This is a genomic window from Streptomyces sp. NPDC001068 (assembly GCF_042897315.1).
GTDB lineage: Bacteria > Actinomycetota > Actinomycetes > Streptomycetales > Streptomycetaceae > Streptomyces.
On the sequence record NZ_JBIAYD010000025.1, the window covers coordinates 1 to 23,627 of the forward strand.

Sequence of the window (23,627 nt, forward strand, 5' to 3'; positions counted from 1 at the left end):
GCGCGCGGTCTGCTCCGCAGACGCGACGCGGTGCCGCTACGCGGCACTTACCGGCGCTGCGCGCCGGAGGCCCGGACTCCGTCCGGGCACGGGCAGGCACTCCGTGCCCGCCCTGCCGACCAGCGCTCCGCGCTGGTCAGGGAGCCTGACGGCTCCGCAGTCAGGCGAAGGGGGCGGCTGGAGGGTGCCGGACTCCCGCCGCGTCACCCAGTCTTGACGGACCGCCAGGACTGGGTGTGCGTCAAACTGACACCGAGCTAGATTCTGGGATGGCACCCCACCACCATCTCGCCGTCTGAGAATGCGTCAATTCTCGAATGGGATACGTTCTGGACTGACGCCGCACCCCCGGTTCAGGACCGCTCGATATGTGCGGTCCTGAACCACAGGAATGCGTCACATTCGACCCGGGATGGATTCTGGGATAACGGCTCGGGTGTCCTCTGATTACCGGATGGATACCGGTGCGATTCCCGCGAGAAATGCCGCCGCGTATTCTCCGAATGCGTCGACGGCGCTCCGCAAGGACCTCATGGTGACGTATGCGGGGTCGGGGAGTTCGTGAGCGTCGCCAAGGTCGGCGAGGGCTTCACCGAGCGCGTCCAGGGTGTGGTCGGGGTTGGTGACGTAGCCGAGGATGCCGGAGGCGTCGACGGCCCACACGTGGGGGCCATCGACGTCGATGTCCTGGGGGGCGATGGGGTGGTCGGCGGGGCATTCGAACAGGCCGTCAGGGTGGGCGCGGAACTCGCTGCCGGGGCCGGCGGAGCAGTCACCGCAGGTGAGTGTGTGCCAGTGGTCTGGCGACCAGCGCAGGTGCCAGTGTGGGAACGGCAGCTGGTGAGGAGGTGTCCCGGCTGGTCAGGGACCGGCTCGGCGGATCTCAAGAAGGTCGTGCGGCACTGGCTCAGCTCGATCAGGAACCCGGGTCACCTGAAGCAGTAGGCCGGGTGCGGTCCGTGCTGGCGGGGGCTCTCGCCGACGATCCGCAGTTTGCGATGCGGCTGGAAAGCGTTGCGACGCAGAACACTCTCCGTGCGGGCAGGGACATGACCGTACAGACGGTCAGCGTGAACAGCAGCACTGTGAAGGGCACCATCAACATCGGTCCTTTGACGATCACGAAGTCACGCGGCGCATACGTGGCTCTCATCGCTACCGTCATCGTGCTGGCCCTCTTACTTGCCTTGGGCGTGTACGGCACAGTGCAAGTGATCACCATCGACAGCTCACCAGCCACCACGCCTTCCAACGCCTCGACCAGGACCCCGGACGCCAGCAGCGGGCCCAAACTAGCGCCGATCACGTCCAGGGACGTCGCAAAGGCAGTCCTTCCGAACCAATCCGCTCTGCCTGCTGGCTGGTCGCCAGCCGGCGAACCCGATGTGACGGACCAGGGCGGCGCGCCGCTCGAAGGGGGCATAGAACTCACAGGGCCTGACTACGGCATCACCCTGGAAATGGATTTCTTCGAGACCGCAACTTCGGCCTCGAAGACGCTCAATCGCTCTGACATCCTCGCGAGATGGGAAATCGATCAGGACAGCCAGTCCCTAGCCGCTCCGAAGATCGGTGACGGCACCATGGCTTTCATCGACTACACCCCCTCCGGCCACGTGGCCGGGATGGTCACTGCGGCCCGGATCGGCACCGTCACATGCCAGTTGGCGGCGACCGACACTACCCACCCCGCTGATCACGTCGACGAGGTCTTCGCCTTCACCCGTATGTGCATCCAGCGCGCCAATCAGGGCCAGCAGGGCAGAACGCCGGACGCGGTCGTGGAAACAGGCTAAGAACAGCGTCTCGGCCGCCACCGCTGGACCGTGGAGCGGACTGTGGCCTGGCTGTCCGGGTGCCGTCGTCTGCACCGCCGCTACGAACGCAAAGCCGAGCACTTCCTCGCCTTCGCCGGCATCGCCGCCACCCTCATCTGCTACCGGAGATTGACCAACTGAGACGATCTCTAAAGCCAGACGTGGGAAGTGACGGCCGTCCTCCAGCAGTAGCAAGGCGCCGTACAAGGGCTCGGCCCCCGAGCGCGAGGCTGCCGCACCGCCCCCCACAGATCCGACACCGCGGCGCCGGGCGGCGAGGCTGCTCTGCCGGTGACGGCAGAGCAGCCTTCCGCGCACAGCAAGCTAGGAGGCGGGAGACCATCGTGTAGCAGAGAACGTGAACCCCGCGAAGTAGCCGTCGGAGTTATCGATCTCCTTGATCACCTTGAGGTAGAGGAGGTTGCCCGTGTCCGTCTTGACGCAGAGGGATGCGCCCTTGTGAAGGGGCGTCCCGCTGCCGACCTCGCCCCCGGCAATGGGGTTGGTGATCGCTTGCGTCTGGGAGTCCAAGACGCACCGGGAGGGTGACGGGACCGTCGCCCCGCTCAGGCCTACCGCATCGACCCTGAAGTCGAGCGCGTCACGGTTGTCGGGAGAGGCTGAGCAGAACCAGGTGTGCCACTCGAGGTCGAAGGCATCTGCATCCACCTCGGGCGGAAGGTCACCCTCCTGTCGCCGGAGGCTGATGGGATCGGCGTCCAAGTCGAACAGGTCGCGCTGACAATTGTCACCGCCGGGCATGGGCATGGTGAACGTCCGATCTCGGTACACCTCCCGCCAGCCCGCCGCGATAGGCGAGGCGTTCGTCGTCGGGGAGCCGGAGGATGTCTGCGCCGGCGACGCCGACGATGACTGCGCCGACGAGGCAGACGATGTCTGCGAGGGCGCCGTGGAAGCCGTCCCCTTCGCGTCAGACCCGTCCCCGCTCATGCCCGCGAACTTATTGATGCCGTATACACCGAGCACGAGCACCACGGCCGCACCGATCGCGAACCGGGCGAGGGACGAGCGGTGCGCATGCCCCCCAGGAGGCAGAGACCTGGGGCCGGCATGAGCACCAAGGCCTCCGACCTGCTGGTCAGGGTGGGGTGCGTACTGGTCGGGTGCGTACTGCGGGGCGACGGGTACCCCGGGGGACGGCTCCTCCGCTTCGGCGTAGCTCTGCCGGAGAACGGCCAGTTCGCTCAGTACCGCATCCCGTCGGGCGATCAGCGACTGCTGCCGTACGGCGAGCTGCTGCAGCTCAGCCCGGATGAGAGCCTTCCGCTCCGCAGACGTAGACGGGGAGGCCTCTTCCTCGGCCAGTTGCTGTCCCTCCTCGGCCATCTCGAGGATCTGCTGCTCGTCGCGCCTCGCCTCCATGGCCAGCTCGTATTCACGCAGAAATTCCCTGCGCTTGGGGTGTCCGCGGCCGTCCTCGTTCAGCCGGCGCAGAAGCCGGCCGTAGTCCCGGAGGTCCTGTTCGGCTGCCTCATCACGCAGTTTTCCCCGCAGCTTCGCCTCGTCCAGCAACGCAAGGACGAATCTGAGCGGCGGCACGTTCGTACCGTTCTGGTACTTGGAGACGGACGCGTCGGGAAAGTTGTGGAGGCGCTGGAACTGGTTGGTGCTCATGCCGGTCATCGCGAACAGCCTCCGCACCCGCTGGGCGAAGCCCTCGATCGTGTCCGGATCCAACATCTCCGGAAGAAGATCACCGTCACGATTCCCGGGCCGGTTTTCCACCGGTACCTCCCACTACTGAAGCCCCAACGCCGATGCATGCGAAGTGGTGCGGATGGTCACCGTATCGGAACCCCACAAGAGGCACGTCGATGTAGATGCACCCCACCAAACGCACCAGTCACTGTGGGCGGCATCCCGTCAACCACGGGAATCCCGGCGCCTGTTGGAGACGCCGGGATCAGTTCGGCCTGCCGTGACGCCTCCGGCCAAAGACGCAGTCACGGCAGGCCCCAGGACACCCCGAGAGGGGTCCAGGTGAGTCCCGTCGACAAGCTCAGCGCGATCGTCGTCACGGCCATCGCCGCGGCCGCCGTCTACATCGCCTACAACAACGAGAAACTCGGAGGAGCCATCCTCGTAGGTGTAGCAATCGCCACGTTGCTCTACACACTGCTGACCGGCAACTGAGCATCCTGGTGTGGGAGGCGAAACCGCCTCCCACACCACCAAGCATGCCCCCGCGCCTGCGGGGGCACCACCCCCCCAGCCCGCAGCACTGACACGAAGCACGGACCAAGCCTCCGGGGCCCGGTTGAGGCCTCGGAGGCTTCAACGTCCTCCTGACCAACCGGACCCCGGAGCGCCTGGCCCGAGACCCGCGGCATCCCCCGAAACCCGAGTCGGGCCCATGGTCGGGACTACCCGGACGTCCAGATGCTCAGATGCGGCGCTTGAACAACGCCGAGAACAGCCCCGGATACTGCCGGGACAGATCCATCCGGCAGTCGAGGCAGTGCCGGCCGTCCTCCGGCGGCACGAAAGCGCCGTAGCCGATGCCTGGCTGCCCGGCACGGGGCGTTCCCGCCCCACATCGCCAGACGCTCCTGCAGATCGCCCGGGACCGGCGCGCCCGACCGGACCAGCGGGGTCAGTCGCCCCTTGGCCCGTGCCACCGCCAACCAATTCCAGACCGTCCACACCGAGACATCCGCTGCCTGTGCTACGGCGCGGACATGCCCGGTCGGCGCGGGTGAGCGCGTGCATGGGGGTGGTCTTTCAGGGTGGGGGTCCTGAAGAGGCATGCGAGGCCACGTGGTGGCGCGGGGCTCTTGGACGCCGGAGGCGGCCCGACCGACGGCCGCGCCGGAAGCGTAGGGTCCGGCGCGGCGGAGGGCGGTGTCGCTGTGCCGTGTGGCACCGTGACGCCGCGCCGGGACTCCCATGCTCTCAGGCCAATTCAGCGAGCTCTCGGATCGTCGCAGTCCCAGAGCGAACTACATAAATCCCGCTTCCTTCCGGCGCCTCGTAGGATCGCGTCTTGAGATCTTCAACGTCTATTTCCTGCGGCCACAACGTACCGCTGATGGTCCAGCGGACGTCCGTCAGGTCGGTGCCGATCAATAGCGTTCCCCGTAGATCTGATGACGTAAAATCGTTCACGAAGTCACGCAGCTCTTGATGATTTAGGGTCGGAAAACCCTGGACATAGAGGTACGTCTGCAGGTAGCGACGCATGTACTCCAAGGCTCCATGATATAGGCGAGTTGCAAGCCCCACTGGAACGATGCTGTCGAGATTATGCGCGACTCGCTCGACCTCCTTCTGGGCAAATGTGAGTTCTTGAAAGAGTTCTCGTTCGTTCTGGCGTGCCCGACGGTTTCCCGATTGAAGTCTTTCCCGCCGATTTCGAGCCTGGTAAGCCCTGTGCGCCTCACTGGCACGATCGATAGCCGCGGCAAGATTTTTGCTATATACCACCACTTGCGAGAAATTCCCCTCTGCGTTTACGTTGTCCGGCCAGACGCCCAGCTCCTCAGCTTCACGGATGGTGCGAAGAATTTTGTCTGCCGTATAAACGAAGGCGACCGAGCACTCTACGGCTTTCTCAAGATTCATGCGGGTGCCATACAGTGCATCGAAGAGGCTCGCTGCCATGATTCCGAGATCATGCAAACATGCGTCTGCCGCAATGATCAGGTCAATAGCATCCAGGGCAACCAGAAATCGAGGCTCGTTGCGCAGCAGCATTCTTGACTGAGAAGGAATCATCCGCAGAATTTCCTTCATGGAAGCGCGGGCCGGAAGCAACGCCGGCGCTGGCGGTATGAGGGGTTCCTCGTTCGTTGGCGACGGCAGAATCGCACGCAGACCTGCCTCAACATCGACAACCGATTCCAGGCTTTTTGCCATTTCGTCATGGTCGGATTGAAGCAAGATTTCACGCAGCCCCGCTTCAACGTCGATTACCGAATCGAGCGCGCCGAGCATCTCATCGTGTGTGCGACCAAATTCGTCTACGGCTTTCTTACTGAGGGGCTGCTCGCGGCCTGTCATCGTCCCTCCTCCCATTCACGAACACATTTAGTTGCAGCACGGCGGGCTTTCTTTAAACTCGCTCTTACTGCTTCCGGTGTCATGTTGAGCTGCTCAGCGATCTCCGCTGGTGTGAACTCGCTGAGAGTCCAGGCGAGGACTTGTCGTTGACGGGCAGGGGTAGATTTCTCACGATGCTCAAAGCGTAGTGCCGAGACTCCCATTCGGCGACAGCATCCGGGCGAGGCAAGAGCGCGCTTGGCTCCGGTACATCATCGACAGGATCCTCTCTCACGTCAGCGATTTTCCTCACAAGTGCGCGGGCGGCTACGGTATATACCCACGGGCGAGGTTGATGAATATCGTTCCACCGCTGATACGCCGACATCATCGCTGTCTGGGCTATATCCGCTGCGTCTGCAAGCGGTGCACCTTGATTGGCCAGAAAGCCTATGAGTTTACGGATCGTGGCACGGTAAAACGTGGAAAAGTCTGCGTCGGTCGTCCGATTATTTTCCAGTTGGGGCTGTTGGCTCGTACTGGAAAGTGATGCTGGCAAGTCAGGGTGCCCGGCCCTGTTCTCGTCGCTCACGCAGCCTCCAGCCGATCGGCAACAGCGGGGACGCGTTCCATACGCATCCTGAGGTGATGACCATCTGCTGACTGCGTGTCGAACTCCAGATTGCCGCCCATGGCAAGGGTCTCAATCCCATGTGCAAGGCACCGTAGACGCACCAGCTCCCGTCGCTCACGCCAGCGGAGGCGGAACCACAGCGACAGCAGCCCGGCTCCCCTCGCCGTTACGAGCGATGCGACGGTGACGACACACGTAACCCGGTCCACCTGAGGACTCCCTCCCTCTCTGACGGACCCGCTGTTGGACCCGCTATGAGCTAAGAGGCGGCGTAGGCGCCGAGCGTGAACTCCACGAACAAATTTGTTTTGGAGCGGTGGGTGTCCAGGTGCTTCTACAGGCGAGCTGCCACCAGGAGGTGCCGACAGGACACGAGTCAGATTTCGATGTACGCGATGACGACCACGGTGCGCAGGACGGTGACGAAGTACAGGACGCGGACGGCTTCGACGTCGTCGGTGTACTGGCGCAGCTGGGGGCCAGTGGTGTCGCCGGGGATCGGTGCGCCGATCTCGGGGTCAACGGAGATGACGACCAGTGCGCGGTCCAGGGCGTGGATGTCCGCCTCGCTGGTGATGGCCTCAAGCTGCTTGGCGGCGGCGTCGGAGAAGGCGATCCGGGCGCGGCGGGGCCCGTGTCCCTGGGGCATCAGGCGACGGCCGGCCGCTGCGCGGCGAGGCGGGCGAGGTGCGCCTCCCGCAGGTCTTCCCAGGGGGTGCAGTCCTCGACTGGGGGCAGGCCGTTTTCGGCGATGTCCTCCAGGACGGCGGCAAACTGGTCGGCCTGCTCGCGGGTTCGGGCGGCGTAGGCGCGGACGGCGTCGGCGGCCGCGGGCTCCAGCTGCTGCCGGTCGGTCGGCGTCGGCTGTTCACTCATCGGTGCTCCTGGGCCCGGAGGAAGTCGGTGTCACCACGGTATCGCCGGGAAGGCGGGACCGAGGGCAGTCCGTGGGAGGCGTTGTTCATCCGAACGAATGAGTACTGGAACCGTGGGTCAGACGGCTTGCCTCTCCAGCCATGTGGCCGAGAACGGTGTGGCTTCCGTGCTGGCCGTGCGGCGGTGGAATGGCCGACTGGTCTTGTAGACAACTAGTTCCGCAGCGGTGACCCTGGGTCTTGAGCCGATGCGTTCCGGGGGAGGGGTCATGGGCCGGGTTGAAGAGCTCCAGCAGCAGACCGTCTGGAAGAGCGACCCACATACACAGGTGAAGCACCTTGTGTATCGGCACTATCTGCAGTGTTGGATGGCGAAGATCCTGCAGAAGTTTCCCGAAGCCACCATCGTGGACTGCTTCGCGGGCCCTGGCATCTATTCCGACGGACTGGCCGGCTCTCCCATTGTGGTGGCCCGGACATTCCTGGAGCACTCCGCGAATGAGAAGTTCAGTCGGCTCAACCTGATCTGTCTCGAAGAGCGTGCCGACCGGGTGGAAGAGCTTCGACGGCAGGTGGCCAAGCTGCCGCGCTCGCCCAAGCTCAACATCCAGGTGCTCCCTCCGGGTACCTTCGCCGAGCAACAGCCCAGGCTGTCCGCGCTGGCCCATCGTCCGCGCCCCAACGTCCCCGTACTGTGGCTCATCGACCCCTTCAGGCTGAAGAGCGCCCCATTCTCGCTGATCAGGCAGTGCATGGCCGGGCCGCGTGACGAGGTGTTGTTCACCCTGTTCACCAACGAGTTGCACCGCTTTTGCGAGCGTGAGCACTTCGACAAGGCGATGACCCCCTACTTCGGCGGCGATCACTGGCGCGCGGCAGTGGCGGGTGACCGGCGGGCAAGGACGCGCAAAGAGGCGTTCTCCGCCGCCTACCAGGACGGCCTGAAAGCCCTCGGCCTGTTCAGCAGCGACTTCGGCGTCGAGATCAGCAGCCAGAGCGCCAGGTACCACCTGATCCTGGCCACCCACAGCGAGGCCGGCCTGAAGTGCTGGGCGCCCATGGCGTGGAAGCTGGACAGCTACAGCGGTGAGGGCGCCTCCGCCGACAGCCTGGACGCGCTGACCCTGTTCGGAGAGGAAGCGGTCGAGAGCCGTCTGGATGCGGCACTGCGCAACTACGCGGGCACGGAACAGCGGTGGGAGACGCTCTCCAGCCAGGCCGCCCGCTTGAACTACATGGACAAACATCTAAGGAAGTCGTTGAGCGATCTCGCTTCCAAAGGCCTTGCCTTCCGGGTCAGCCCAGTCGATGCGCGCAGCGCGTGGCCGGAAGGGTGCACTGTGCGCTTCTACGCCCCGCAAGACCTCGTCGACGAAGCCTCCTGACGCGAGCAGCATCCTTCACACGGCCACCGGCAGCGGCATCTGGTCCCAGGTACGGCCGCCAAGCTCGCGGCCGCCTGCCTTCGGTGTGCGGCCGCCCCACTGCTTGAAGAAGAACGCCACCTGCGCCTGCTGGCAGGTATCGCGGATCTGGGTCACCCATGCTTCGTCCAGCGGACGGTGCCCTGGCCCGGATTCGCCTCCTGCGATGACCCAGTCGATCGCTGTCAGGTCCAGGCCGTCCAAGGGGCCGAGCAGCGGCTCACACGACAGGAACTTCACCGCCGCCGGCACCTGCCGCAGGTCGTCCACGCGCGGCAGTTCCTTCGCGCTCTCCACCGAGACGCCCATCCACAGGTTCGCCGGCCAGTCCAGTCGATCGGCCACCTGCCGCAGGCGCCGTGCCCGCTTGGTCAGGACCTGGTAGGTGTGCTGCGGCGTGTCCGCGATCACGTCGAAGACGCGCCGGACGTAGTCGAGCGGGACCCTGGCATGGAACAGGTCACTCATCGAGTTCACGAACACGGTGCGCGGGCTCTTCCATCCGTACGGCACCCGCAGCGCATCCGGATGCACTGTCAGCCCGAAGCCGGGCCCGGACGTCCGTGGGTCGCCGTCGGCCTGGTACTTCGGCGAGCCCATCGCCTTCAGTCGCTTCGCCAGCGTCAACGCGTAGCAGTTGTCGCAGCCTTCGGAAACGCGGTCACATCCCGTGGTCGGGTTCCACGTCGCCTCGGTCCACTCGATCGAACTGCGATCACTCACGGCCGGCCCTCCATCCCCTCGAACCGGGCCCGTCCACCCGTACCGCTGCGGCTTGTGGTGCCCAACGAGACGGCTCACGACCGGTACCGGCATCCAACCATCCGGCTTCCGTACGGCTCCCATCACCCCATTGATAGAACGAACGTTCCCATCCTGTGAGGTGATCGGCCCGCTGTAAAGGCGCTGTCACGCAGCGAATCCGATGTTGGACACGTATTCGTATTGGCCCCACTGGGAGCCGAGGTCGACCACCGCATCGTCGACCCAGGCGGTGTCCAGGGCGTCGTCATCGTCGGCCACCCATGCGGCGACGATCCGGTCCCAGCGCCGCACGTTCAGCGTCCGGTACTCCACCACCCGTTGGTGGGGCCGGGTGACCTGGGACTGGTTGAGCGGGTGGAACTCCACACGGGTGCCGCGGCCATCACGGTTGAGGCGGGCCAGGAGGTAGCGGGCGACGTTCTCGCGCCGCACGGCGCGGTAGGCCTGCTCGATCGCGGCCAGGTTGGCGCGGGACGGGGAGCGGGTGCCGGCGAGCCAGGCCCGGATCGTGCGGGGCGTCGCGGTGAGGCCGGCTTCCCTGGCGGCGGCGCGGGCGCGGTCACTGCGGGTGAGGTAGTGCAGGCGGGCAAGCAGGCCGCGGCGGGCAGTGATCGGGGTGGCGACGTACCCGGCGAGCGCGTCCAGCTGCCGCGCGACGGCTTCGTGGCCTTTGATGCCGCGCGCGCCGAACTTGCCGAAGTCGAGATTGCGGTCAGGCACCGAGGCTCCTTCCTTGATCGTCTGTGTGGCGCTGTGAGGGCCGCTACCGGGGCCCGGCGGGGGTTTTCCCGCCGGGCGCGCCCCAGGGCGGCACAAGGGCGTGCAGCGGGACTACCGGCCCACTACGTCCGGGTGGCAGCGGGGACACTTCTCACCGGTGCCCAGCTCTCCAAGAGTCCGGAACCGCGGGTTGAGCCGGGCAGCGGGGGTGCCTTCGCCGCACTCCTCACACCACTCAGGCATTCGGGGACGATCGTTGCTGACGGCGGCCGGGACGATGGGGGCCTTGGACATTTCGACATGCCGGTGCATGTTCGTCCAGCCACGGCCGGCCATCTCCTGGGCCCGGTCACACAGCCAGGTCTCGGGGAGTCCCTGGTCGAGCAGTTCGACAGCCTGACCCAACAGCTTGGCCCGGGTCCCGTTGAGTACTGGCCGTCCGAGGGCAGCGGCGTACGCGGCCACGATCCGGCCTCCTGCTGCTGCGCTCTTGTCTGAGCCCTCCCGCTGGTGCGGGACCTCAGCCCCGGAGGGGTTGTCTCCCTCCGGCGCAGCTTCGATCTCTCTCTCTCCGTCCGGCGGGACGTCTCCAGCAGCGTCAGCGTCACCGGCTACGGGAGAGAGAGAAGAGGGAGACGAGGAGGGAGAAGAAGAGGGAAGGAGAAGGGGTGCGAAATCTGCACCCCCTGCCCCTGCGAGATCTGCACCGGGGGGTGCGAGATCTGCAGGGGGGGGTGCAGATCTCGCAGGGGGGGGTGCAGAATCTGCATGGGGGTCTGAGCTGCGGTTTTCCATCTGGGGGGCATCGAAGGTGAGTTCTTCGACCAGAGAGGGCCCGTAGTCCCTCGGCGCCCGCTTCATGCTCTGGAGAAGATCAACATTGATGCGGAACAAGTTGGCGATCTGCGCCCCGTTCTTCGGGCTGTACCGGGGCGCGGCCTTGAGCAGCCGGAGCCTCTCCAGCTCCGCACGCTTGGCCTGAGCGGTCCGCAGCGGCATGTGCGCCTCATCAGCCAGCTGCTGCATGTGCGCGATCACGTAGCCGCGATCGTCAGTGTGATTGGCACAGGCCATGAGAAATGCGAATTGACCGACTTTGAGACCGTCTGCCTGGAAAACCAGATTCATGTGCTGGATCACCGGGCCACCTCCACCAGCTGGTGGCCGGCGGCGGCCGGGGCCGACGCGCGCACAGGCGCAGTCGGTGGGAGTGAGGCGGTCCGCGCGGTTGGCGGACGGTAGAACAGGCGACGCAACTGGGTCATCTCCCCAGGTAGGGGAGTCGTGCCCAGCGAGTGTGATCTAGCGCCAAACCCGGAGTAGTGGCGTTGCGGCTATCTCTACCGCATACTCTGGGTATAGGTGACCACGCGGGCCATTGGCCCACGAGCATCACCCGGCAGACGAGGTCACCTCGCTGCTCACGACTCGGAGCTTTGACAAGGGCGTGCGAGTCGGACTTGGGAGCGGCTCCTGTTGTGGCGACAGGGGCCGCTTCGCATTTATGGAGATCGGGAGAGCATCAGCCGCTCAGCCTGCCTCTCGGGTATTCACTTCAGGACCGGACGTCACTTCTGGGTGCTTATCGGCCCAACCCTTAAGGAGTCGGGCATAAGCCTCAAGGTGGCGGCGGCGCGGTTTGGCGAGTCCGGTCTCCCAGCGGTGGAACGCGACCCTGGTGACGCCGAAAACGCCGGCGACTTCCTCCTGGGTGAGCCCGTCGGCCTTGCGGAGACGTGCCCGAGTTTCCGGTGGCGGCATGGTGTCCGGCCGCGCGAGTAGAGCGTCGACTGCATCGAGTAGATCAGACACTGATTCCCCTCCTCACGTGATCCAGAACTATACATAAGTCTTCGCTAACCGCTGTGCGTTGAGGGCGCGTCCAGGGAAAATTCCTCCGAGCTAGGGTCATCGGCATGCGCCTCGCCCTCTTCGACCTGGACGGCACCCTGGTCGACCGCCGGTCCGCCGTCACAGACGCCGTCGTGCAACTCAGCCACGATCACGGCTACGGGCCCGAGATCCAGCGCTGGCTGATAGACGAACTGGCTGACCGTGCGGACCGCGGTGACTTCGAGCGTCTGCGTCGCACCTTCGAGCTCAACGAGTCGGCCGATCATCTGTGGCGCGTGTACGTCGACCGAATTGCTGCCGCCGTGCACTGCCGCCCCGCCGTCCTCGACAGCCTGACGCGGCTCAAGGCGGGCGGCTGGAGCATAGGCGTCGCGACCAACGGCTCCAGTGACATTCAGCGCGCAAAGATCCAGTCCACCGGCCTCGCAGACCTGATTGACGGAATCGCAGCTTCCGGTGACATCGACGTCCGCAAGCCAGACCCACGCCTCTTCGAGCTGGCGGCCGCCCGCTGCGGAACCCAGCTGACCCCTGGCGACTGGATGACCGGTGACAACCCGGAAACCGACATCGTCGGCGGCTACCGCGCAGGACTCCGCACCATCTGGGTCAAGGACCGCCCCTGGCCGGAGGGACTGGCCGCGCCTCACCACACTGTCGATGACGTCACTGACGCCATCGACTACCTCCTCACCCACTCCCCGGAGTAGCCCCATGCCCCACCAGCGGACCGTCGGCATCCTCCACCCGGGCAGCATGGGCGCCGCCGTCGCCGCCTGCGCCGCGACGAACACGTCACCCGTCCTGTGGTGCACGGCCGGACGCAGTCCCGCCAGCATCGCGCGCGCCGAGCAGTTCGGCCTGACGGCGGTGGCCACCCTGTCCGAGCTGCTGGAGCGCAGCGACATCGTCATCAGCCTCTGCCCGCCGGCTGCCGCCGAGGACCTGGCCCGCGACGTCGCTGAGCACAGGTACGCCGGCGTATACGTGGAAGCCAACGCCATCAGTCCCAGCCGGACGACACGGATCGCCGACCTTTTCGGGAGTACTGCGACCGTCGTGGACGGAGGCGTCATCGGCTCCCCACCCGTCGGCGGCAAGAGCCCCACGCTGTATCTGTCAGGCCCGGCCGCCGCGGTTGCCGACGTCGAAGCGCTCTTCGCGGACACCGACGTGCAGACCGCCGCGCTGGGCCAGGAGATCGGGACAGCATCCGCGCTGAAGCTGGCCTTCGCCAGCTTCCAGAAGACCTCACGCGTACTCGTGGCGCTCTCCGTTGCCCTCGCCAAGGCACACGGCGTCGACCAAGAACTGCTCCAGGTCGCCGCTCGACGCACCGGCTCGTACCTCGCTGAGCCCGAATACATTGCCAAGACCGCCGCACGCGCCTGGCGCTGGGGCCCGGAAATGGAAGAGGTCGCCGACACCCTCGCGGATGCCGGCCTTCCCCCGGAGATGCTGCACGCGGCCGCGTCAACGCTGGCACGGTGGAACGATGCCAAAGACGACGGCGAACTCACGCTCACCGACGCCTTGGACCGACTCGCCCAGCCGTAACCCGCGCTCATGCCGGCGCCGCTCCCGCCCGCTGCGCCAGCAGCTGGTCGATAAGCTGCGCCACGTCCTGCGGAGCCGACGCCGTGGTATCCACGGTCAGGTCCCACGCCATGCCCGGGTGCGCGTCCAGGTCCTCACGAGTCGCGTCCCATGCCACCAGGCGCGCCGCGGTGTCGCTGTCGCCGCGCCCCGCCGACCGCTGCGCAGTCACCTCGCGTGGGCACCACAGCAGCACCACCGACCAGTCGGCCGGGTAGCCGTCGACCAGCGCTCGGATGCCCTCGACCTGCCCGAGGTGGACCACAGGCACCCCGGCCGCGAACGCGGCGTCGACGCCGGGCCGGTCGATCGCATACGTATTGCCGTACCGGGCGTTCGCGTAGAGGACGCCGCCCGCGGCCTCCAGCTCGCGCAGATGCCCCACCGTGCCCATCCGATAGCCGGCAGCCTTGCCCGTCCCCACCTTGAGCCGCGCGAACTGCACGTACCGCGGACTCAACTGGATGAGCGCCGCGGTGACGGTGTCCTTGCCCGACGCTGGCGGGCCGTAGAGGATCACGCCCTGCTTCCCCGTCATGCGTAGACGGCCCCCATCGCCTGCCTGGCCTGGTCCGCGAGCGAGACCGCGGTGCCGAGCCGGTTGTCGACGACCAGGTGGGGCACCGCCGGCCGCAGGTCCATGTCGATCGTGCTGACGTACTCGCCCCAGCGCGCGAGTTTCCAGGCGTCCCGAGCAGCGGACCGGAACGTGATGTACTCCCGCATCGACTCCTCATCGCAACGCACCCAGACCGGATAGACATCTACACCCAAGGCGTTGCAGCGGTTGGCCAGCCTCTGCATCCAGTCGGCGTTCGTCATCTCGGAGATGAACGGCGCGGTGAGCACCGTACTGATGCCGCACTTGATGTTGGCCATTGCGGGCTGCATCAGGCAGTCGTATTCCACCGGCCTGACGTTCTCCCGGTACACGTTGGTGTGCCGGTCGTTCGGGTCGGCACCTAGAGCGACCAGCAACTTCTCCACGAGCGGGCGGGTGAGCGGGTCCTTGTCGAGCAGGGGCCAGCCGGTTAGCTGAACGAAGAAACGCGCCAACTCGGTCTTCCCGCTCCCGGCGTATCCGCCCACCAGAATGAGCGAGGGCCGGTGCGGGTCTCCGCCCGTGTGCCGGCGCTTCCAGGCATCAATGATGCGCTGCTGGAGCGTGACGTGGTCGGCCGCCTCGTCGCCGGGCGCGATGGCGTGGATGGCCCGTTCTACGGCTAGGACGTGCGCGCCATTGAGATGGTCGTCCACCGGCGTGACCTTGAAAGACGTCTCCTCGCCCGGCAGGGCCGTTCGGAAGCCCAGGTCCGGTTCGGTGGCGCGATACAGGAGGCAGTAGGCGCGCCGGTAGTGAGGGCCCGGGAACACCTCGCCCTGCTCGTGCTGCCAAAGCGTCTGGGGGTTGGCAGCGGGGATGCCCTTCAACTTGGCCTGCTCGGCTACCTGTCGGAGCCGTTCCCCCGCCTGCTCCAGCGTGAGCCCATGCGCTTCACGGTGCTCACGCAGATGCTCCGGCCGCCAACCCACGTGCCTTGCCACTCTCTGCGCCTCCGATGTCATGTGCCGGAGCCTAGATCCAGACCCCGAAATCCCATGTGTATGCGGATGTTGAAAACCTGTGTACGGGCACGTGCACGAGCTTCGACAAGCCGCTGTGATGTCGCGCTGAGGATCTTGCCGGTGTGATGGCTCCCACAGAACGAGCTATCAGGCGGAGGTCTCTATGCCGGAGTTCCAGCGCTCAGGCATCGAATTCGTAGTCCAGCACGTACGCGGCGGAATCCATGGTCATCTCATTGATCTCCACGGCTCGCCCTTCGGAGTCGAAGGCCGTGCGGGCCAGCTTGATGACCGACCTTTCACTGGGGATAGCGAGGCGTGCAGCTTCGCTGACGGTGGGAATGCGTACGCGAACTTCTTCTCGGTAGCGCGCTGGCGCGTGGCCAAGATCCGTCAGGCGAGCGTAGATCCCGCCAGGGCCGGTGTCCGCTTGGGTGATGGGAGATCCTTCCACCAACGCCTGGGGCAAGTACGACTCAGCAACCATGACGGGGCGTCCGTCTACCAGGTACCGCCGGCTCCGTACACAAACCGTCTCGCTGGGAGTCAGATCAAGCACGTCCCTGATGTGAGGCGGAGGGGTGACGTTTTCCGAGACAGCGATCTGGTCAATGTCTGGGAGCCGTTCGTCTGCGGACCAGATCGTCCTTCCGTTTCCCCACTGGTCACGAGCCAGTCGCTTGATGCCATGGCGTCGGATGAGCTCGAACGACATGACGCGAGGACTGGCTCCCTTCCTCATTTCGATGAGGCCTTCCGTATGCAAGATCTTCAGCGCCGCGCGAGCGGTGAGACCGGCAACCTCGTGCTGCTCAGCCAGCGCCTTCTCTCCCGGCAAGCGATCGCCAGCCCCGTAGTCACCCTGCTCGATCGCCGCCTTCAGGTCGTCAGCGATCTGCTGAGCTTTGGTGGGCTGTGCGCTGGTCTGGTCCGCTGCCATCTGTCTCCCTACCTCGGTAACGATCCTATGAGTGATTGCTACCGAGGTGTCCAACGGGGCGCCCTGGCGGGTTGGGGTGACCGGGACAGGATACCGGAAAATCGTAACCTCGGTAACGATGTCGTTGACATCAATAGCGAGGATGGGCTCTACTGGGGCCCACAACCTCGTTAGCGAGGTTGGTGAGAGAGTCGAAACCTGGCTCCTCACTGCAGAACCGCAGGCGGCCCCTTCACCTTGTAGTTGGGGAGGGCCGGGGTGATAGCTCCACCAAATCCCCCGGGTCATGGCTTCCTGTGGCGCACGTTGCAGCGCTGATGTGCTGTCCGTCCATCAGGACGTTGGGCTACGGCCTGTGCGGCCTGACGGGCGGAGAAGGCATCGCGACGCGCCCCGCCCCTCCGATCTGAGGAGTCATCGTGACCACGACCGCCACCCCGACGGCTCGCAAGCGGTGCCGCAAGACCCGTACCACGAAGGTCAATCCCCGCCCTGCGATCGTCCTTTCCACCATCCCGGCCACCGAGATTGACCTCGCTCCCGGCCGGGAGCACATGGTCTGCCCCGAGTGCCGCACCTGGTGCCCGATCACCGGCATGAACAGCAGCCCGAAATTGGTGCCCCACCACACCGACCCCGCTGGCACTCCGAACCCCCGTCGCTGCATGGCCGGCACGGACCGCCGCGTCACCATCGACATCACCGTCGAGGACTGGCACACGGTGCTGATCGAGGCCCGCCCGACCACCGCGTCCCGCCGCGCGACCAAGGTGCTGCCCAAGCCCAAGGCGACTCCGACCCCGGCCGCGAGCCAGCTCACGCCCACCCCGCTCAGCGCCGACACGATCCGCCGTGCGTTCCGCCGGCACCAGGAGCAGTGCCGGGCCTGCAAGGCCGAGATCACCGGCCGCGACGGGCTGCCGCTGCCCTGCCGTGACGGCGAACGCCTCGCCGTCACGTTCCTCCGCCTGCTCCGTCAGGAGCCCCGACGTCGCGCCATCCGCGAGTTCTTCGCGCAGGAGCGGCGCCGGTTGGACCGCCACTACGCGGCTGCCGCTCCCACGCGGGCCACGCAGTGGAGCGCCGTACTCCCCAAGGTCACCGACGCTGACACCCGGCGCGCGCAGCTGCCCGCTGGCGACGCTCCGACGGAATCCCCCGCCGTACCGCTGATCCCCAGGGACACCGAGGCGTATGACCGCCGTCAGCACGAGCTGGGCAGGCAGTACGCGCGAACGAGCACCACGTCAGCCGCCTGAACCGCAGCCCTGCACTGCCCGCCGTCGACCGGCCCGCTTTACCGCGGGCCGGTCGACGGCGGAGTGCGCAGGACGCACCTCACTTCCCGACCACGGAGGCCGACATGGCAGTCCCGACTGACCCCCGCACACCGCACCAGCGAGTTCGTGACCAGCTGGCCGCGGCTCGCGCACGGCTGGTCCAGGAGGGCGTGTCTCGCAGGGAGCGCGCTCAGATCGCCGACCGCATCCACACCCTGACCGAGCAGGCCCGCCTGATCGGTGCCTGACCGCAGCCCTGCGCTGCCCGCTGCTGACCGGCCCGCTCACCGCGGGTCGGTCAGCAGCGGAGTGCGCAGGACGCACCCCGCCGGTCACCGGCGGAGTGGCAGGACGCACTCACGCGATGGACCCCCGGGGTGGCCGCCCCGGGGGTCCTGTCGCAGGCCGCCCTTCCTGAGAGGACAACCCACGACATGCCCAGCATGACAGCCACCCCTGCCCTGGACTCCCGCCCTGCGCTGCCGAGGCGCCCGGTCCCGCACGAGCGGACCCCGGACCGGCCGACCCCGGCCGGCACCCGCCCGCACCCGCAGCGCGACGCGCGGATCGACTCCGAGATCGGGCCCCGCACGGTCGGTGCGATCTACCAGACCAGCATCAGCACCTACGAGGTCCTCGCGGTCATCCGCGATCCCGAGCGTGCCAGCAGTCTGCTCCGGCGCACGGCGCTGTTCGCGGTGATCGTCCGGGACATCATGCGTGCCGATGCCGAGCCGTACGCGGTCGGCGACACGTGGACGACGTCGGACCACCTGGTCCTGATCCGCGAGGGCCGGACCCCCGCGTCGTACACGCCGGCTGCCTGACGATCCGCCACGGTCCGACTTCCGCTTCCCGTCTCCCGCCCCACGGCGGGTGGGAGCGGGAGACGGGCCGTGGCTGGCCGCCCGGCCAGCTGCAGGCGGCGGCCCCGGAGGTAGAGGCCCGGGGCCGCCATTACAGGCACTCACGAAGGGAGTTCCTGTGGCTGACAGCATGTCACGCACGATCACGACCGACGAGGCCCACCAGCGACTCGGTCAGCACCTCCTGGCCGTCGTCCGCGAGCAGGACGCCCGGATCCCCGCCCACCGGCGCGCACCGCGCACCGTGGCGGAGATGCAGGCCCGCCTCGCCGCCGTCGCCCTGGACGACACGGAGCAGGACGCCTGCGGCGTATGCGGGCGTTGGACGCTCTGCGGTCCGTGCGGCGGCCCGCAGCAGCGGGCCGCGCTGGTCACGGCCGGGACGGCGGGCGCCTGATGCGCCGCCGGATCACCGCAGCCGCGTTACGCCTGGTCCTGGCCGCGTCCGGCCAGTGCTCGGTGTGCAGCGGGTGGTTCGAGGGCTGGTCGGGCGGCGTCTGCGACGCCTGCAAGGCCAACGGGTACTGACGTGCCCGCTGATCTGTACGCCCGCTACCAGGCCGCGCACACCGCGTACCGCACCCACCGGGCCACCTGCACGACGTGTACCGACACCAGCCGCTGCCCCACCGGGCAGCGGCTGTTCGAGTCGTTCACGGCGTTGCAGGACGCCTACCTCAACCGTCAGCGCCAGGACCGGCGCTGACGGTTTCCTCAGTCCGGCACCGCCACCTCTGCCGACTGCCTGACCCGCCCGGCCCGGCCCCTGCCCCCGTGGCGGCCGGTCCGGGCGCGGTCCAGGGGAGCCGCGCAGCCTGTGCGCCCTACCACCCCGGAGGACCCCCATGGCCCGGATCACCCGTGCCCGTATGAACGCTGAGGCCGACTACCTGGAGAACATCGCCGCGGCGCGCTCGGACCGAGCGGCTGCCTCCGGCGACCAGGCCGCGACCAACCCGGCCAACTCGCCGCACACGCAGGCGTGCGCCGCCCGCGCCGCTGAGTTCGCACGGAACCACGCGCAGGAGTACCGCGAGATGGCGGCGGAGCTGCGGGCCGGAGAGATCCCCGAAGGCTTCCGGTTCGACTGACCCGCTCCCGACTGAGCCCTGTTTGCACGACCCCAGAAAGGACACCGTGAACGCGACCGATTCCGACTCGAAGGGCTGGAGCTGGAGGCCATCCTCGCGCGGGGTGGTGCTCGGCATCCTCGGTGCCGTCACCCTCGGGGTGGCTGCCCTTTCCGTCTACGTCAGTTTTCAGATCCTGCATCCGCGCTTCGGCGCATGGTCCGCGCCGACCGTCGGCGCCCTGGACGCCCTCTGGGTCGTCTTCCAGGCAACCGAGATCCTCGCGGGCAACAACCTGGGCCGTACCCGGCGCGTCCAGTACGCGGGTTTCGCGCTCACGGCCATCAACGCCGCGATCCCGACCACCGACCTGATCCTGCACGGCGGGTTCGACCTCGCGGTGATCCTCACCCCGGTCGCGATCCTCGCGACCAAGGGCGCATGGTGGCTGACCCTGCCGTCCCTGGGACGCCGGACGTCGTCCACCACCCGGGACCACATCGCCACCAAGCGACAGCAGGTCGCCGACCGCCTGGAGACGATGGAGGCGGAAGCCGCGCACCGGATCGAGCTGCTGAACGCGGCGACCGACCTGGAGCGCCGGGTCGCCGAGGCGGAGACCGAGTACCGCCTGGCCCGGCTGAAGACCCAGGAGGACATGACCAAGCAGCTGCACGGGCAGGCCGTGGCCACGCAGAAGATGGTCACCGACCAGCCGCTGCCTGCTTCGGTCGCGGAGATCGAACTGCCGGACCTGGACACCTGGACGCTGACCGCGCCCGCCTTGCCCGTCACGGCCGACCGTGACGCCTTGGGTCCCCACACCCCCGCCCTGACCGGCGGCCGTGACGCCTCCGGCACGGGTGAGGGCGGCCGTCACGCAGGTCAGGATGGTGCCCCGGAGAACCGGGACGGGGAGCGTCACGGCGAGCGTGACGCCGTCACGCTCGCCGAACTCGCGGCCGTCGCGGGTGTGCCCACGCCTCAGCCAGGTGAGCAGCTGACCGACGAGCAACTGAACGTCGTGCTGCGCAGCCTGCGCTACCGCGACGAGCCGCCCCTGTCCTACCGGCAGGCCGTCCACACGTTCCGCGAGCGCGGATTCGTCGGCAGCGAGGCGCGAGTGCGCCGCGCCTGGGGCGCCCTGCTGTCACACGAGGAGAACGACGGGGAGGCCTCCGAGGACGTAGAGGACGAATCCGAGGACGCTGCCTGACCCGCACCGTCCGGCACCACCAGTGAGGGCCAGCCTGCGCCGTGCGGGCTGGCCCTTGCTGCGACTGCCGGAAGACGCAGTCGGCCGGCGCAGACCCGGCGAGTGACCTGGTGAGCGATCTTTCCGTTCGCAGACCCAGGGAGCAGACCCGGCGAGCACCGGACAACCCACAAAGACCGAAGGTGAAGGAGGGGGTGTGTCGAGGAAAAAGACGCACGCCAGGGCTGGCGGAGGTGAAGACCTGTACGGGCAGAGCGCCGGAGCGATCGGCGGTCTGGTCACGGTCTTTGCAGTCCTCGGAGCCGTCAAGAGCAAACTCGGCCTGTCATGGCCGGTGACCGTGCTGCTGGTCGCCGGAGTGCTAGTCCTGCTCGGCTATCTGGCCTGGAGAGTCCGCAGGGTCATCCAGGGAGCCCTGGCCGCGCCCGCGGCCAGCGACAAGAAGCCGGCAGCCGCTGCGATGCCGCAGGAAGCCCCCGCGACGGCGGTCATCAGCAGTGATCCCGCTGCCGAGCTGGCCGCCGCGCAGGCCGCCGTGCCGCACCCGCAGCTGACACTCGCCCTCGCCCGCGCCGGAGCCATCGGCAGGGAAGAAATCATCCGGGGCGACCAGGTCACCATCGAGCAGGTGCCGCGCGGCACCCTGTACGACTTCCTGGTCCCGGAGGGCCGCACCTACAAGGACGTTGAGCGCAGGCTCGGCAACGTGGCCGGCATGTTCGGCAAGACACGGCTGCATACGAAGATGGAGCGCAGCCGGGACAACGAGCGCCGGGTGCGGCTCCTGGTCCTTGATGACCCGCCCTTCACCAGCCCGTTCGCGGCGCCGACCCGGCAGCAGATCGAGGCCTTTCCCGGGGTCCCGTTCGGGCACGACGTCACCGGGCAACTGGCCGGAGCAAAGACCTTCGACAAAGCTTCGCTCCTGGTCGGCGGAATGACCCAGACAGGCAAGACCACCCTGATCAACGGTCTGATCACATGCCTGCTGATCGCCTACGGTGAATTCGACCTGTACCTGTTGGACGGGAAATTCTGCGGGCTCACTCAGTTCGAGAAAGTTGCCGTGCGTTACGAAGCGTCCGACAACCCGGACGTGTTCGAGGACATGGCCGACGAGCTGAACTCCCGCGCGGACCGCAGGTACGCGCGGATCCAGGATGCGAAAAGGAACCGGAATCCTGAACCCAAGTTCAAGCCGGTTTTCTTCATCGTGGACGAAGCGGCCGACTTCTTCGCCAACGACGGCACGAACGCTGGCAAGGAAAACGCTGCCCGTATCGCCGAAAAGGCGCGTTCGCTGGTCGCCAAATGTCTTGAGTCCGGAATCTCCGTCGTGATGCTGACCCAGCGTCCGGCGCAGAACGCAATTCCGGTCATGGTCCGGGATCAGTTCCTGTACCGGATGTGCCTGTACGTGGCATCCGAAGGGACGGCGAAGGTCGCACTCGGGGACACGTACTTTGAGACGGTCGCCCCGATCAGCCCGGCGCTCCTGGACCCCGACATCAAGGGCCAGGGCGTGCTCTTCGCGCACGGCTCTTCCACCCTCATCCGTGGATTCAATTTCCCGGATGAGTTCATGTGGGAAGTCATTGACGACGTGCACGAGCGCCAACAGAAGGCGATCCCCGAATCACCCCTGAAGCAGGCCATTGGGATCATCCAGGGAGCGGGCGCGGAGTTCATGTCCACAGCCGAACTGGCCCCCGCCCTCGGGATCAATGAGTCCGATGCCACAGAGCGCGGCAAGCAACTGACCAAGCTACTCGGAGTTGCATCGGACAGGGGCGCGAAAGGCGTGCGCGGGTATCGGCTGGCCGATCTCACCGCCGCCGCTCTGTCCGGCTCGTGACCGCCACCCCATACCGCCAGGTCACCGCCCGCCGACCGTCACCCGGCCCGCCCGGGTGACGGTCAGCCGCCCTCGGGTGACGGTCCTGCGACGGTCACGGGTGTCGGTCCTGAACAGCCAAAATGATCAATATCCCCGGAAGGAGAGAGAGGGCGTTGCGCGCCTCGTTAGCCCTCACCGCCGGCGTCGGAGCAACCGCGGCCGTCGTCGTCTGCGCACTCATCCAGGCCGCTGGCGACGACCCCGTGTCCGCCGCGCTCAGTCTGACCGTTCCCAGCCAGTACAAGCACCTCGTACAGGACGCGGGAACACACTGCCAGGAAGTCACTCCCAATCTGCTCGCCGCACTCCTCACCCAGGAATCCGGATTCAATCCGAAAGCCCGGTCGCAAGTGGGCGCGGAGGGCATCGCTCAATTCATGCCGTCCACCTGGGAAAAGCACGGGATCGATGGAAACGGCGACGGGAAACGCGACGTCTGGGATCCCGAGGACGCGATCCCATCGGCAGCCGGATACCTGTGCGACATCGCCAAAGACGTGAAGGACGTTCCCGGCGATCATCAATCCAACATGCTCGCCGCCTACAACGCAGGATCCGGCGCCGTCCGGAAGTACGGAGGAGTCCCTCCGTACAAAGAGACACAGACCTACGTCCACTCCATTCAGGCACTCGCCAAGCAGCCGTCCGGCGGCAAGACCGCCACGACGACTCAAGCCGCCCGAGTCATTCGCGCGGCCAGCGAGGAAATCGGCACCCTGTACTCATGGGGTGGCGGAAGCGCCAGCGGACCGAGCAAAGGAATCTGCTGCTCTCCCAACGGTCACTCCGGGGAACCCATCACGGGTTTCGACTGCTCCGGGCTGACGCTGTACGCCTACGCCAAAGCAGGCATCTACCTGCCCCGCACAGCAGCACAGCAATACGCCGCATCCGAGCCCGTAAAACCGGGCGAGGTACGGCCCGGTGATCTCGTGTTCTACGGAACGAGCGCATCAAGCATTCACCACGTCGGAATTTACATCGGCGGCGGCTGGATGATCGATGCTCCCCGCCCCGGGACGAAAGTCCGCATCGACCACATGGACGTCATGACCGACCTTTTCGCGGTCGCCCGCCCCGTTCCTCAGAGTCACAAGGAGATCTGACC

Annotated in this window: 28 protein-coding genes and 2 pseudogenes; 17 read left to right on the plus strand and 13 right to left on the minus strand. The window is 66.7% G+C overall.

Going from position 1 to position 23,627, the window contains the following annotated elements; translation table 11 throughout:
- Nucleotides 1-561 precede the first annotated feature (561 nt).
- The 3 genes and pseudogenes from ACFY3I_RS41535 to ACFY3I_RS41545 all read left to right on the plus strand — a co-directional run.
- Nucleotides 562-945 carry a hypothetical protein gene (locus ACFY3I_RS41535; protein ID WP_390866155.1) on the plus strand — a complete coding sequence of 128 codons (384 nt, stop codon included), beginning with the start codon at nucleotides 562-564 and terminating at the stop codon, nucleotides 943-945.
- Nucleotides 946-950: 5 nt separating this feature from the next.
- Complete coding sequence (locus ACFY3I_RS41540; protein WP_390866156.1) at nucleotides 951-1,796, plus strand: hypothetical protein; 846 nt, start codon at nucleotides 951-953, stop codon at nucleotides 1,794-1,796.
- Nucleotides 1,797-1,799: 3 nt separating this feature from the next.
- Nucleotides 1,800-1,958, plus strand: a pseudogene (locus ACFY3I_RS41545) (transposase); the annotation flags it as partial.
- 183 nt (nucleotides 1,959-2,141) lie between these two features.
- Here ACFY3I_RS41545 and ACFY3I_RS41550 read toward each other — a convergent pair.
- Entirely contained in the window at nucleotides 2,142-3,563 is a 1,422-nt protein-coding gene (locus ACFY3I_RS41550) for a hypothetical protein (RefSeq protein ID WP_390866157.1), read from the minus strand.
- Between the two features lie 255 nt (nucleotides 3,564-3,818).
- Between ACFY3I_RS41550 and ACFY3I_RS41555 the strand changes: the two genes are divergently transcribed.
- Complete coding sequence (locus ACFY3I_RS41555) at nucleotides 3,819-3,971, plus strand: hypothetical protein (protein WP_390866158.1); 153 nt, start codon at nucleotides 3,819-3,821, stop codon at nucleotides 3,969-3,971.
- A 759-nt stretch (nucleotides 3,972-4,730) separates the two neighbouring features.
- Here ACFY3I_RS41555 and ACFY3I_RS41560 read toward each other — a convergent pair.
- The 5 genes and pseudogenes from ACFY3I_RS41560 to ACFY3I_RS41580 all read right to left on the minus strand — a co-directional run bounded on the left by ACFY3I_RS41560 (nucleotide 4,731) and on the right by ACFY3I_RS41580 (nucleotide 7,326).
- Complete coding sequence (locus tag ACFY3I_RS41560) at nucleotides 4,731-5,837, minus strand: hypothetical protein (protein WP_390866159.1); 1,107 nt, start codon at nucleotides 5,835-5,837, stop codon at nucleotides 4,731-4,733.
- Nucleotides 5,834-6,040 carry a sigma factor-like helix-turn-helix DNA-binding protein gene (locus ACFY3I_RS41565; RefSeq protein WP_390866160.1) on the minus strand — a complete coding sequence of 69 codons (207 nt, stop codon included), beginning with the start codon at nucleotides 6,038-6,040 and terminating at the stop codon, nucleotides 5,834-5,836. The genes ACFY3I_RS41560 and ACFY3I_RS41565 overlap by 4 nt, the downstream gene beginning before the upstream one ends.
- Nucleotides 6,041-6,123: 83 nt before the next feature.
- Nucleotides 6,124-6,408, minus strand: a pseudogene (locus tag ACFY3I_RS41570) (RNA polymerase sigma factor); the annotation flags it as partial.
- Nucleotides 6,409-6,826: 418 nt separating this feature from the next.
- Nucleotides 6,827-7,099 carry a hypothetical protein gene (locus ACFY3I_RS41575; protein ID WP_390866161.1) on the minus strand — a complete coding sequence of 91 codons (273 nt, stop codon included), beginning with the start codon at nucleotides 7,097-7,099 and terminating at the stop codon, nucleotides 6,827-6,829.
- Nucleotides 7,099-7,326 (minus strand): hypothetical protein, encoded by a 228-nt coding sequence (locus ACFY3I_RS41580; protein WP_390866162.1) that lies wholly within the window; start codon nucleotides 7,324-7,326, stop codon nucleotides 7,099-7,101. The genes ACFY3I_RS41575 and ACFY3I_RS41580 overlap by 1 nt, the downstream gene beginning before the upstream one ends.
- 268 nt (nucleotides 7,327-7,594) lie before the next feature.
- Here ACFY3I_RS41580 and tcmP point away from each other — a divergent pair, with 268 nt between their 5' ends.
- On the plus strand, nucleotides 7,595-8,710 hold the full coding sequence (gene tcmP / locus ACFY3I_RS41585) for a three-Cys-motif partner protein TcmP (RefSeq protein ID WP_390866163.1): 1,116 nt from the start codon (nucleotides 7,595-7,597) through the stop codon (nucleotides 8,708-8,710).
- Between the two features lie 15 nt (nucleotides 8,711-8,725).
- Here tcmP and ACFY3I_RS41590 read toward each other — a convergent pair whose 3' ends face one another.
- From ACFY3I_RS41590 to ACFY3I_RS41605, 4 genes are all read right to left on the minus strand, one after another.
- Nucleotides 8,726-9,472 (minus strand): DUF5131 family protein, encoded by a 747-nt coding sequence (locus tag ACFY3I_RS41590; protein ID WP_390866164.1) that lies wholly within the window; start codon nucleotides 9,470-9,472, stop codon nucleotides 8,726-8,728.
- A gap of 186 nt (nucleotides 9,473-9,658) precedes the next feature.
- Entirely contained in the window at nucleotides 9,659-10,234 is a 576-nt protein-coding gene (locus ACFY3I_RS41595; protein ID WP_390866165.1) for a transcriptional regulator, read from the minus strand.
- A 111-nt stretch (nucleotides 10,235-10,345) separates the two neighbouring features.
- On the minus strand, nucleotides 10,346-11,374 hold the full coding sequence (locus tag ACFY3I_RS41600) for a hypothetical protein (RefSeq protein ID WP_390866166.1): 1,029 nt from the start codon (nucleotides 11,372-11,374) through the stop codon (nucleotides 10,346-10,348).
- Between the two features lie 390 nt (nucleotides 11,375-11,764).
- A complete protein-coding gene (locus ACFY3I_RS41605) occupies nucleotides 11,765-11,995 on the minus strand; it encodes a helix-turn-helix domain-containing protein (RefSeq protein WP_390866235.1) in 231 nt (76 codons plus the stop codon).
- Between the two features lie 155 nt (nucleotides 11,996-12,150).
- Here ACFY3I_RS41605 and ACFY3I_RS41610 point away from each other — a divergent pair, with 155 nt between their 5' ends.
- Both ACFY3I_RS41610 and ACFY3I_RS41615 read left to right on the plus strand, forming a co-directional pair.
- Nucleotides 12,151-12,798, plus strand: a complete 648-nt coding sequence (locus tag ACFY3I_RS41610; RefSeq protein ID WP_390866167.1) for an HAD family hydrolase — start codon at nucleotides 12,151-12,153, stop codon at nucleotides 12,796-12,798.
- Between the two features lie 4 nt (nucleotides 12,799-12,802).
- Nucleotides 12,803-13,645: a DUF1932 domain-containing protein gene (locus ACFY3I_RS41615; protein ID WP_390866168.1), complete on the plus strand. Its 843-nt coding sequence runs from the start codon at nucleotides 12,803-12,805 to the stop codon at nucleotides 13,643-13,645.
- 7 nt (nucleotides 13,646-13,652) lie between these two features.
- On the opposite strand, the gene ACFY3I_RS41620 is transcribed toward ACFY3I_RS41615, so the two are convergent.
- The 3 genes from ACFY3I_RS41620 to ACFY3I_RS41630 all read right to left on the minus strand — a co-directional run bounded on the left by ACFY3I_RS41620 (nucleotide 13,653) and on the right by ACFY3I_RS41630 (nucleotide 16,190).
- Nucleotides 13,653-14,222: a guanylate kinase gene (locus ACFY3I_RS41620; RefSeq protein ID WP_390866169.1), complete on the minus strand. Its 570-nt coding sequence runs from the start codon at nucleotides 14,220-14,222 to the stop codon at nucleotides 13,653-13,655.
- Nucleotides 14,219-15,250, minus strand: a complete 1,032-nt coding sequence (locus ACFY3I_RS41625) for an AAA family ATPase (RefSeq protein WP_390866170.1) — start codon at nucleotides 15,248-15,250, stop codon at nucleotides 14,219-14,221. The genes ACFY3I_RS41620 and ACFY3I_RS41625 overlap by 4 nt, the downstream gene beginning before the upstream one ends.
- 181 nt (nucleotides 15,251-15,431) lie before the next feature.
- Nucleotides 15,432-16,190 (minus strand): GntR family transcriptional regulator, encoded by a 759-nt coding sequence (locus ACFY3I_RS41630; protein WP_390866171.1) that lies wholly within the window; start codon nucleotides 16,188-16,190, stop codon nucleotides 15,432-15,434.
- Between the two features lie 419 nt (nucleotides 16,191-16,609).
- On the opposite strand from ACFY3I_RS41630, the gene ACFY3I_RS41635 reads away from it, so the two are divergent.
- The 10 genes from ACFY3I_RS41635 to ACFY3I_RS41680 all read left to right on the plus strand — a co-directional run bounded on the left by ACFY3I_RS41635 (nucleotide 16,610) and on the right by ACFY3I_RS41680 (nucleotide 23,625).
- Complete coding sequence (locus ACFY3I_RS41635) at nucleotides 16,610-17,449, plus strand: hypothetical protein (protein WP_390866172.1); 840 nt, start codon at nucleotides 16,610-16,612, stop codon at nucleotides 17,447-17,449.
- Between the two features lie 104 nt (nucleotides 17,450-17,553).
- Nucleotides 17,554-17,718 carry a hypothetical protein gene (locus ACFY3I_RS41640; protein ID WP_390866173.1) on the plus strand — a complete coding sequence of 55 codons (165 nt, stop codon included), beginning with the start codon at nucleotides 17,554-17,556 and terminating at the stop codon, nucleotides 17,716-17,718.
- A gap of 186 nt (nucleotides 17,719-17,904) precedes the next feature.
- Nucleotides 17,905-18,297, plus strand: a complete 393-nt coding sequence (locus ACFY3I_RS41645) for a hypothetical protein (RefSeq protein ID WP_390866174.1) — start codon at nucleotides 17,905-17,907, stop codon at nucleotides 18,295-18,297.
- A gap of 157 nt (nucleotides 18,298-18,454) precedes the next feature.
- Nucleotides 18,455-18,733, plus strand: coding sequence for a hypothetical protein (locus ACFY3I_RS41650; protein ID WP_390866175.1), 279 nt, complete (start codon nucleotides 18,455-18,457; stop codon nucleotides 18,731-18,733).
- Complete coding sequence (locus ACFY3I_RS41655) at nucleotides 18,733-18,864, plus strand: hypothetical protein (protein ID WP_390866176.1); 132 nt, start codon at nucleotides 18,733-18,735, stop codon at nucleotides 18,862-18,864. Before ACFY3I_RS41650 ends, ACFY3I_RS41655 begins: the two co-directional genes overlap by 1 nt.
- Nucleotide 18,865: 1 nt before the next feature.
- The gene (locus tag ACFY3I_RS41660; RefSeq protein ID WP_390866177.1) at nucleotides 18,866-19,042 is read left to right on the plus strand and encodes a hypothetical protein; all 177 of its coding nucleotides are present in this window, start codon (nucleotides 18,866-18,868) and stop codon (nucleotides 19,040-19,042) included.
- Between the two features lie 163 nt (nucleotides 19,043-19,205).
- Nucleotides 19,206-19,427 carry a hypothetical protein gene (locus ACFY3I_RS41665; RefSeq protein WP_390866178.1) on the plus strand — a complete coding sequence of 74 codons (222 nt, stop codon included), beginning with the start codon at nucleotides 19,206-19,208 and terminating at the stop codon, nucleotides 19,425-19,427.
- A gap of 46 nt (nucleotides 19,428-19,473) precedes the next feature.
- Complete coding sequence (locus tag ACFY3I_RS41670; protein WP_390866179.1) at nucleotides 19,474-20,622, plus strand: hypothetical protein; 1,149 nt, start codon at nucleotides 19,474-19,476, stop codon at nucleotides 20,620-20,622.
- A gap of 196 nt (nucleotides 20,623-20,818) precedes the next feature.
- Nucleotides 20,819-22,477 carry an FtsK/SpoIIIE domain-containing protein gene (locus ACFY3I_RS41675; protein WP_390866180.1) on the plus strand — a complete coding sequence of 553 codons (1,659 nt, stop codon included), beginning with the start codon at nucleotides 20,819-20,821 and terminating at the stop codon, nucleotides 22,475-22,477.
- A gap of 122 nt (nucleotides 22,478-22,599) precedes the next feature.
- Nucleotides 22,600-23,625: an NlpC/P60 family protein gene (locus ACFY3I_RS41680; protein ID WP_390866181.1), complete on the plus strand. Its 1,026-nt coding sequence runs from the start codon at nucleotides 22,600-22,602 to the stop codon at nucleotides 23,623-23,625.
- The last annotated feature ends 2 nt before the right edge of the window (nucleotides 23,626-23,627 follow it).

What these genes read in the sequence shown, in the direction of transcription:
- ACFY3I_RS41560 (WP_390866159.1), bottom strand. Translation starts at nt 5,837, where the DNA reads ATGACAGGCCGCGAGCAGCCCCTCAGTAAGAAAGCCGTAGACGAATTT.
- ACFY3I_RS41565 (WP_390866160.1), bottom strand. Translation starts at nt 6,040, where the DNA reads ATGGGAGTCTCGGCACTACGCTTTGAGCATCGTGAGAAATCTACCCCT.
- ACFY3I_RS41575 (WP_390866161.1), bottom strand. Translation starts at nt 7,099, where the DNA reads ATGCCCCAGGGACACGGGCCCCGCCGCGCCCGGATCGCCTTCTCCGAC.
- ACFY3I_RS41580 (WP_390866162.1), bottom strand. Translation starts at nt 7,326, where the DNA reads ATGAGTGAACAGCCGACGCCGACCGACCGGCAGCAGCTGGAGCCCGCG.
- tcmP (WP_390866163.1), top strand. Translation starts at nt 7,595, where the DNA reads ATGGGCCGGGTTGAAGAGCTCCAGCAGCAGACCGTCTGGAAGAGCGAC.
- ACFY3I_RS41605 (WP_390866235.1), bottom strand. Translation starts at nt 11,995, where the DNA reads ATGCCGCCACCGGAAACTCGGGCACGTCTCCGCAAGGCCGACGGGCTC.
- ACFY3I_RS41610 (WP_390866167.1), top strand. Translation starts at nt 12,151, where the DNA reads ATGCGCCTCGCCCTCTTCGACCTGGACGGCACCCTGGTCGACCGCCGG.
- ACFY3I_RS41615 (WP_390866168.1), top strand. Translation starts at nt 12,803, where the DNA reads ATGCCCCACCAGCGGACCGTCGGCATCCTCCACCCGGGCAGCATGGGC.
- ACFY3I_RS41620 (WP_390866169.1), bottom strand. Translation starts at nt 14,222, where the DNA reads ATGACGGGGAAGCAGGGCGTGATCCTCTACGGCCCGCCAGCGTCGGGC.
- ACFY3I_RS41625 (WP_390866170.1), bottom strand. Translation starts at nt 15,250, where the DNA reads ATGACATCGGAGGCGCAGAGAGTGGCAAGGCACGTGGGTTGGCGGCCG.
- ACFY3I_RS41630 (WP_390866171.1), bottom strand. Translation starts at nt 16,190, where the DNA reads ATGGCAGCGGACCAGACCAGCGCACAGCCCACCAAAGCTCAGCAGATC.
- ACFY3I_RS41640 (WP_390866173.1), top strand. Translation starts at nt 17,554, where the DNA reads ATGGCAGTCCCGACTGACCCCCGCACACCGCACCAGCGAGTTCGTGAC.
- ACFY3I_RS41645 (WP_390866174.1), top strand. Translation starts at nt 17,905, where the DNA reads ATGCCCAGCATGACAGCCACCCCTGCCCTGGACTCCCGCCCTGCGCTG.
- ACFY3I_RS41655 (WP_390866176.1), top strand. Translation starts at nt 18,733, where the DNA reads ATGCGCCGCCGGATCACCGCAGCCGCGTTACGCCTGGTCCTGGCCGCG.
- ACFY3I_RS41665 (WP_390866178.1), top strand. Translation starts at nt 19,206, where the DNA reads ATGAACGCTGAGGCCGACTACCTGGAGAACATCGCCGCGGCGCGCTCG.
- ACFY3I_RS41680 (WP_390866181.1), top strand. Translation starts at nt 22,600, where the DNA reads ATGATCAATATCCCCGGAAGGAGAGAGAGGGCGTTGCGCGCCTCGTTA.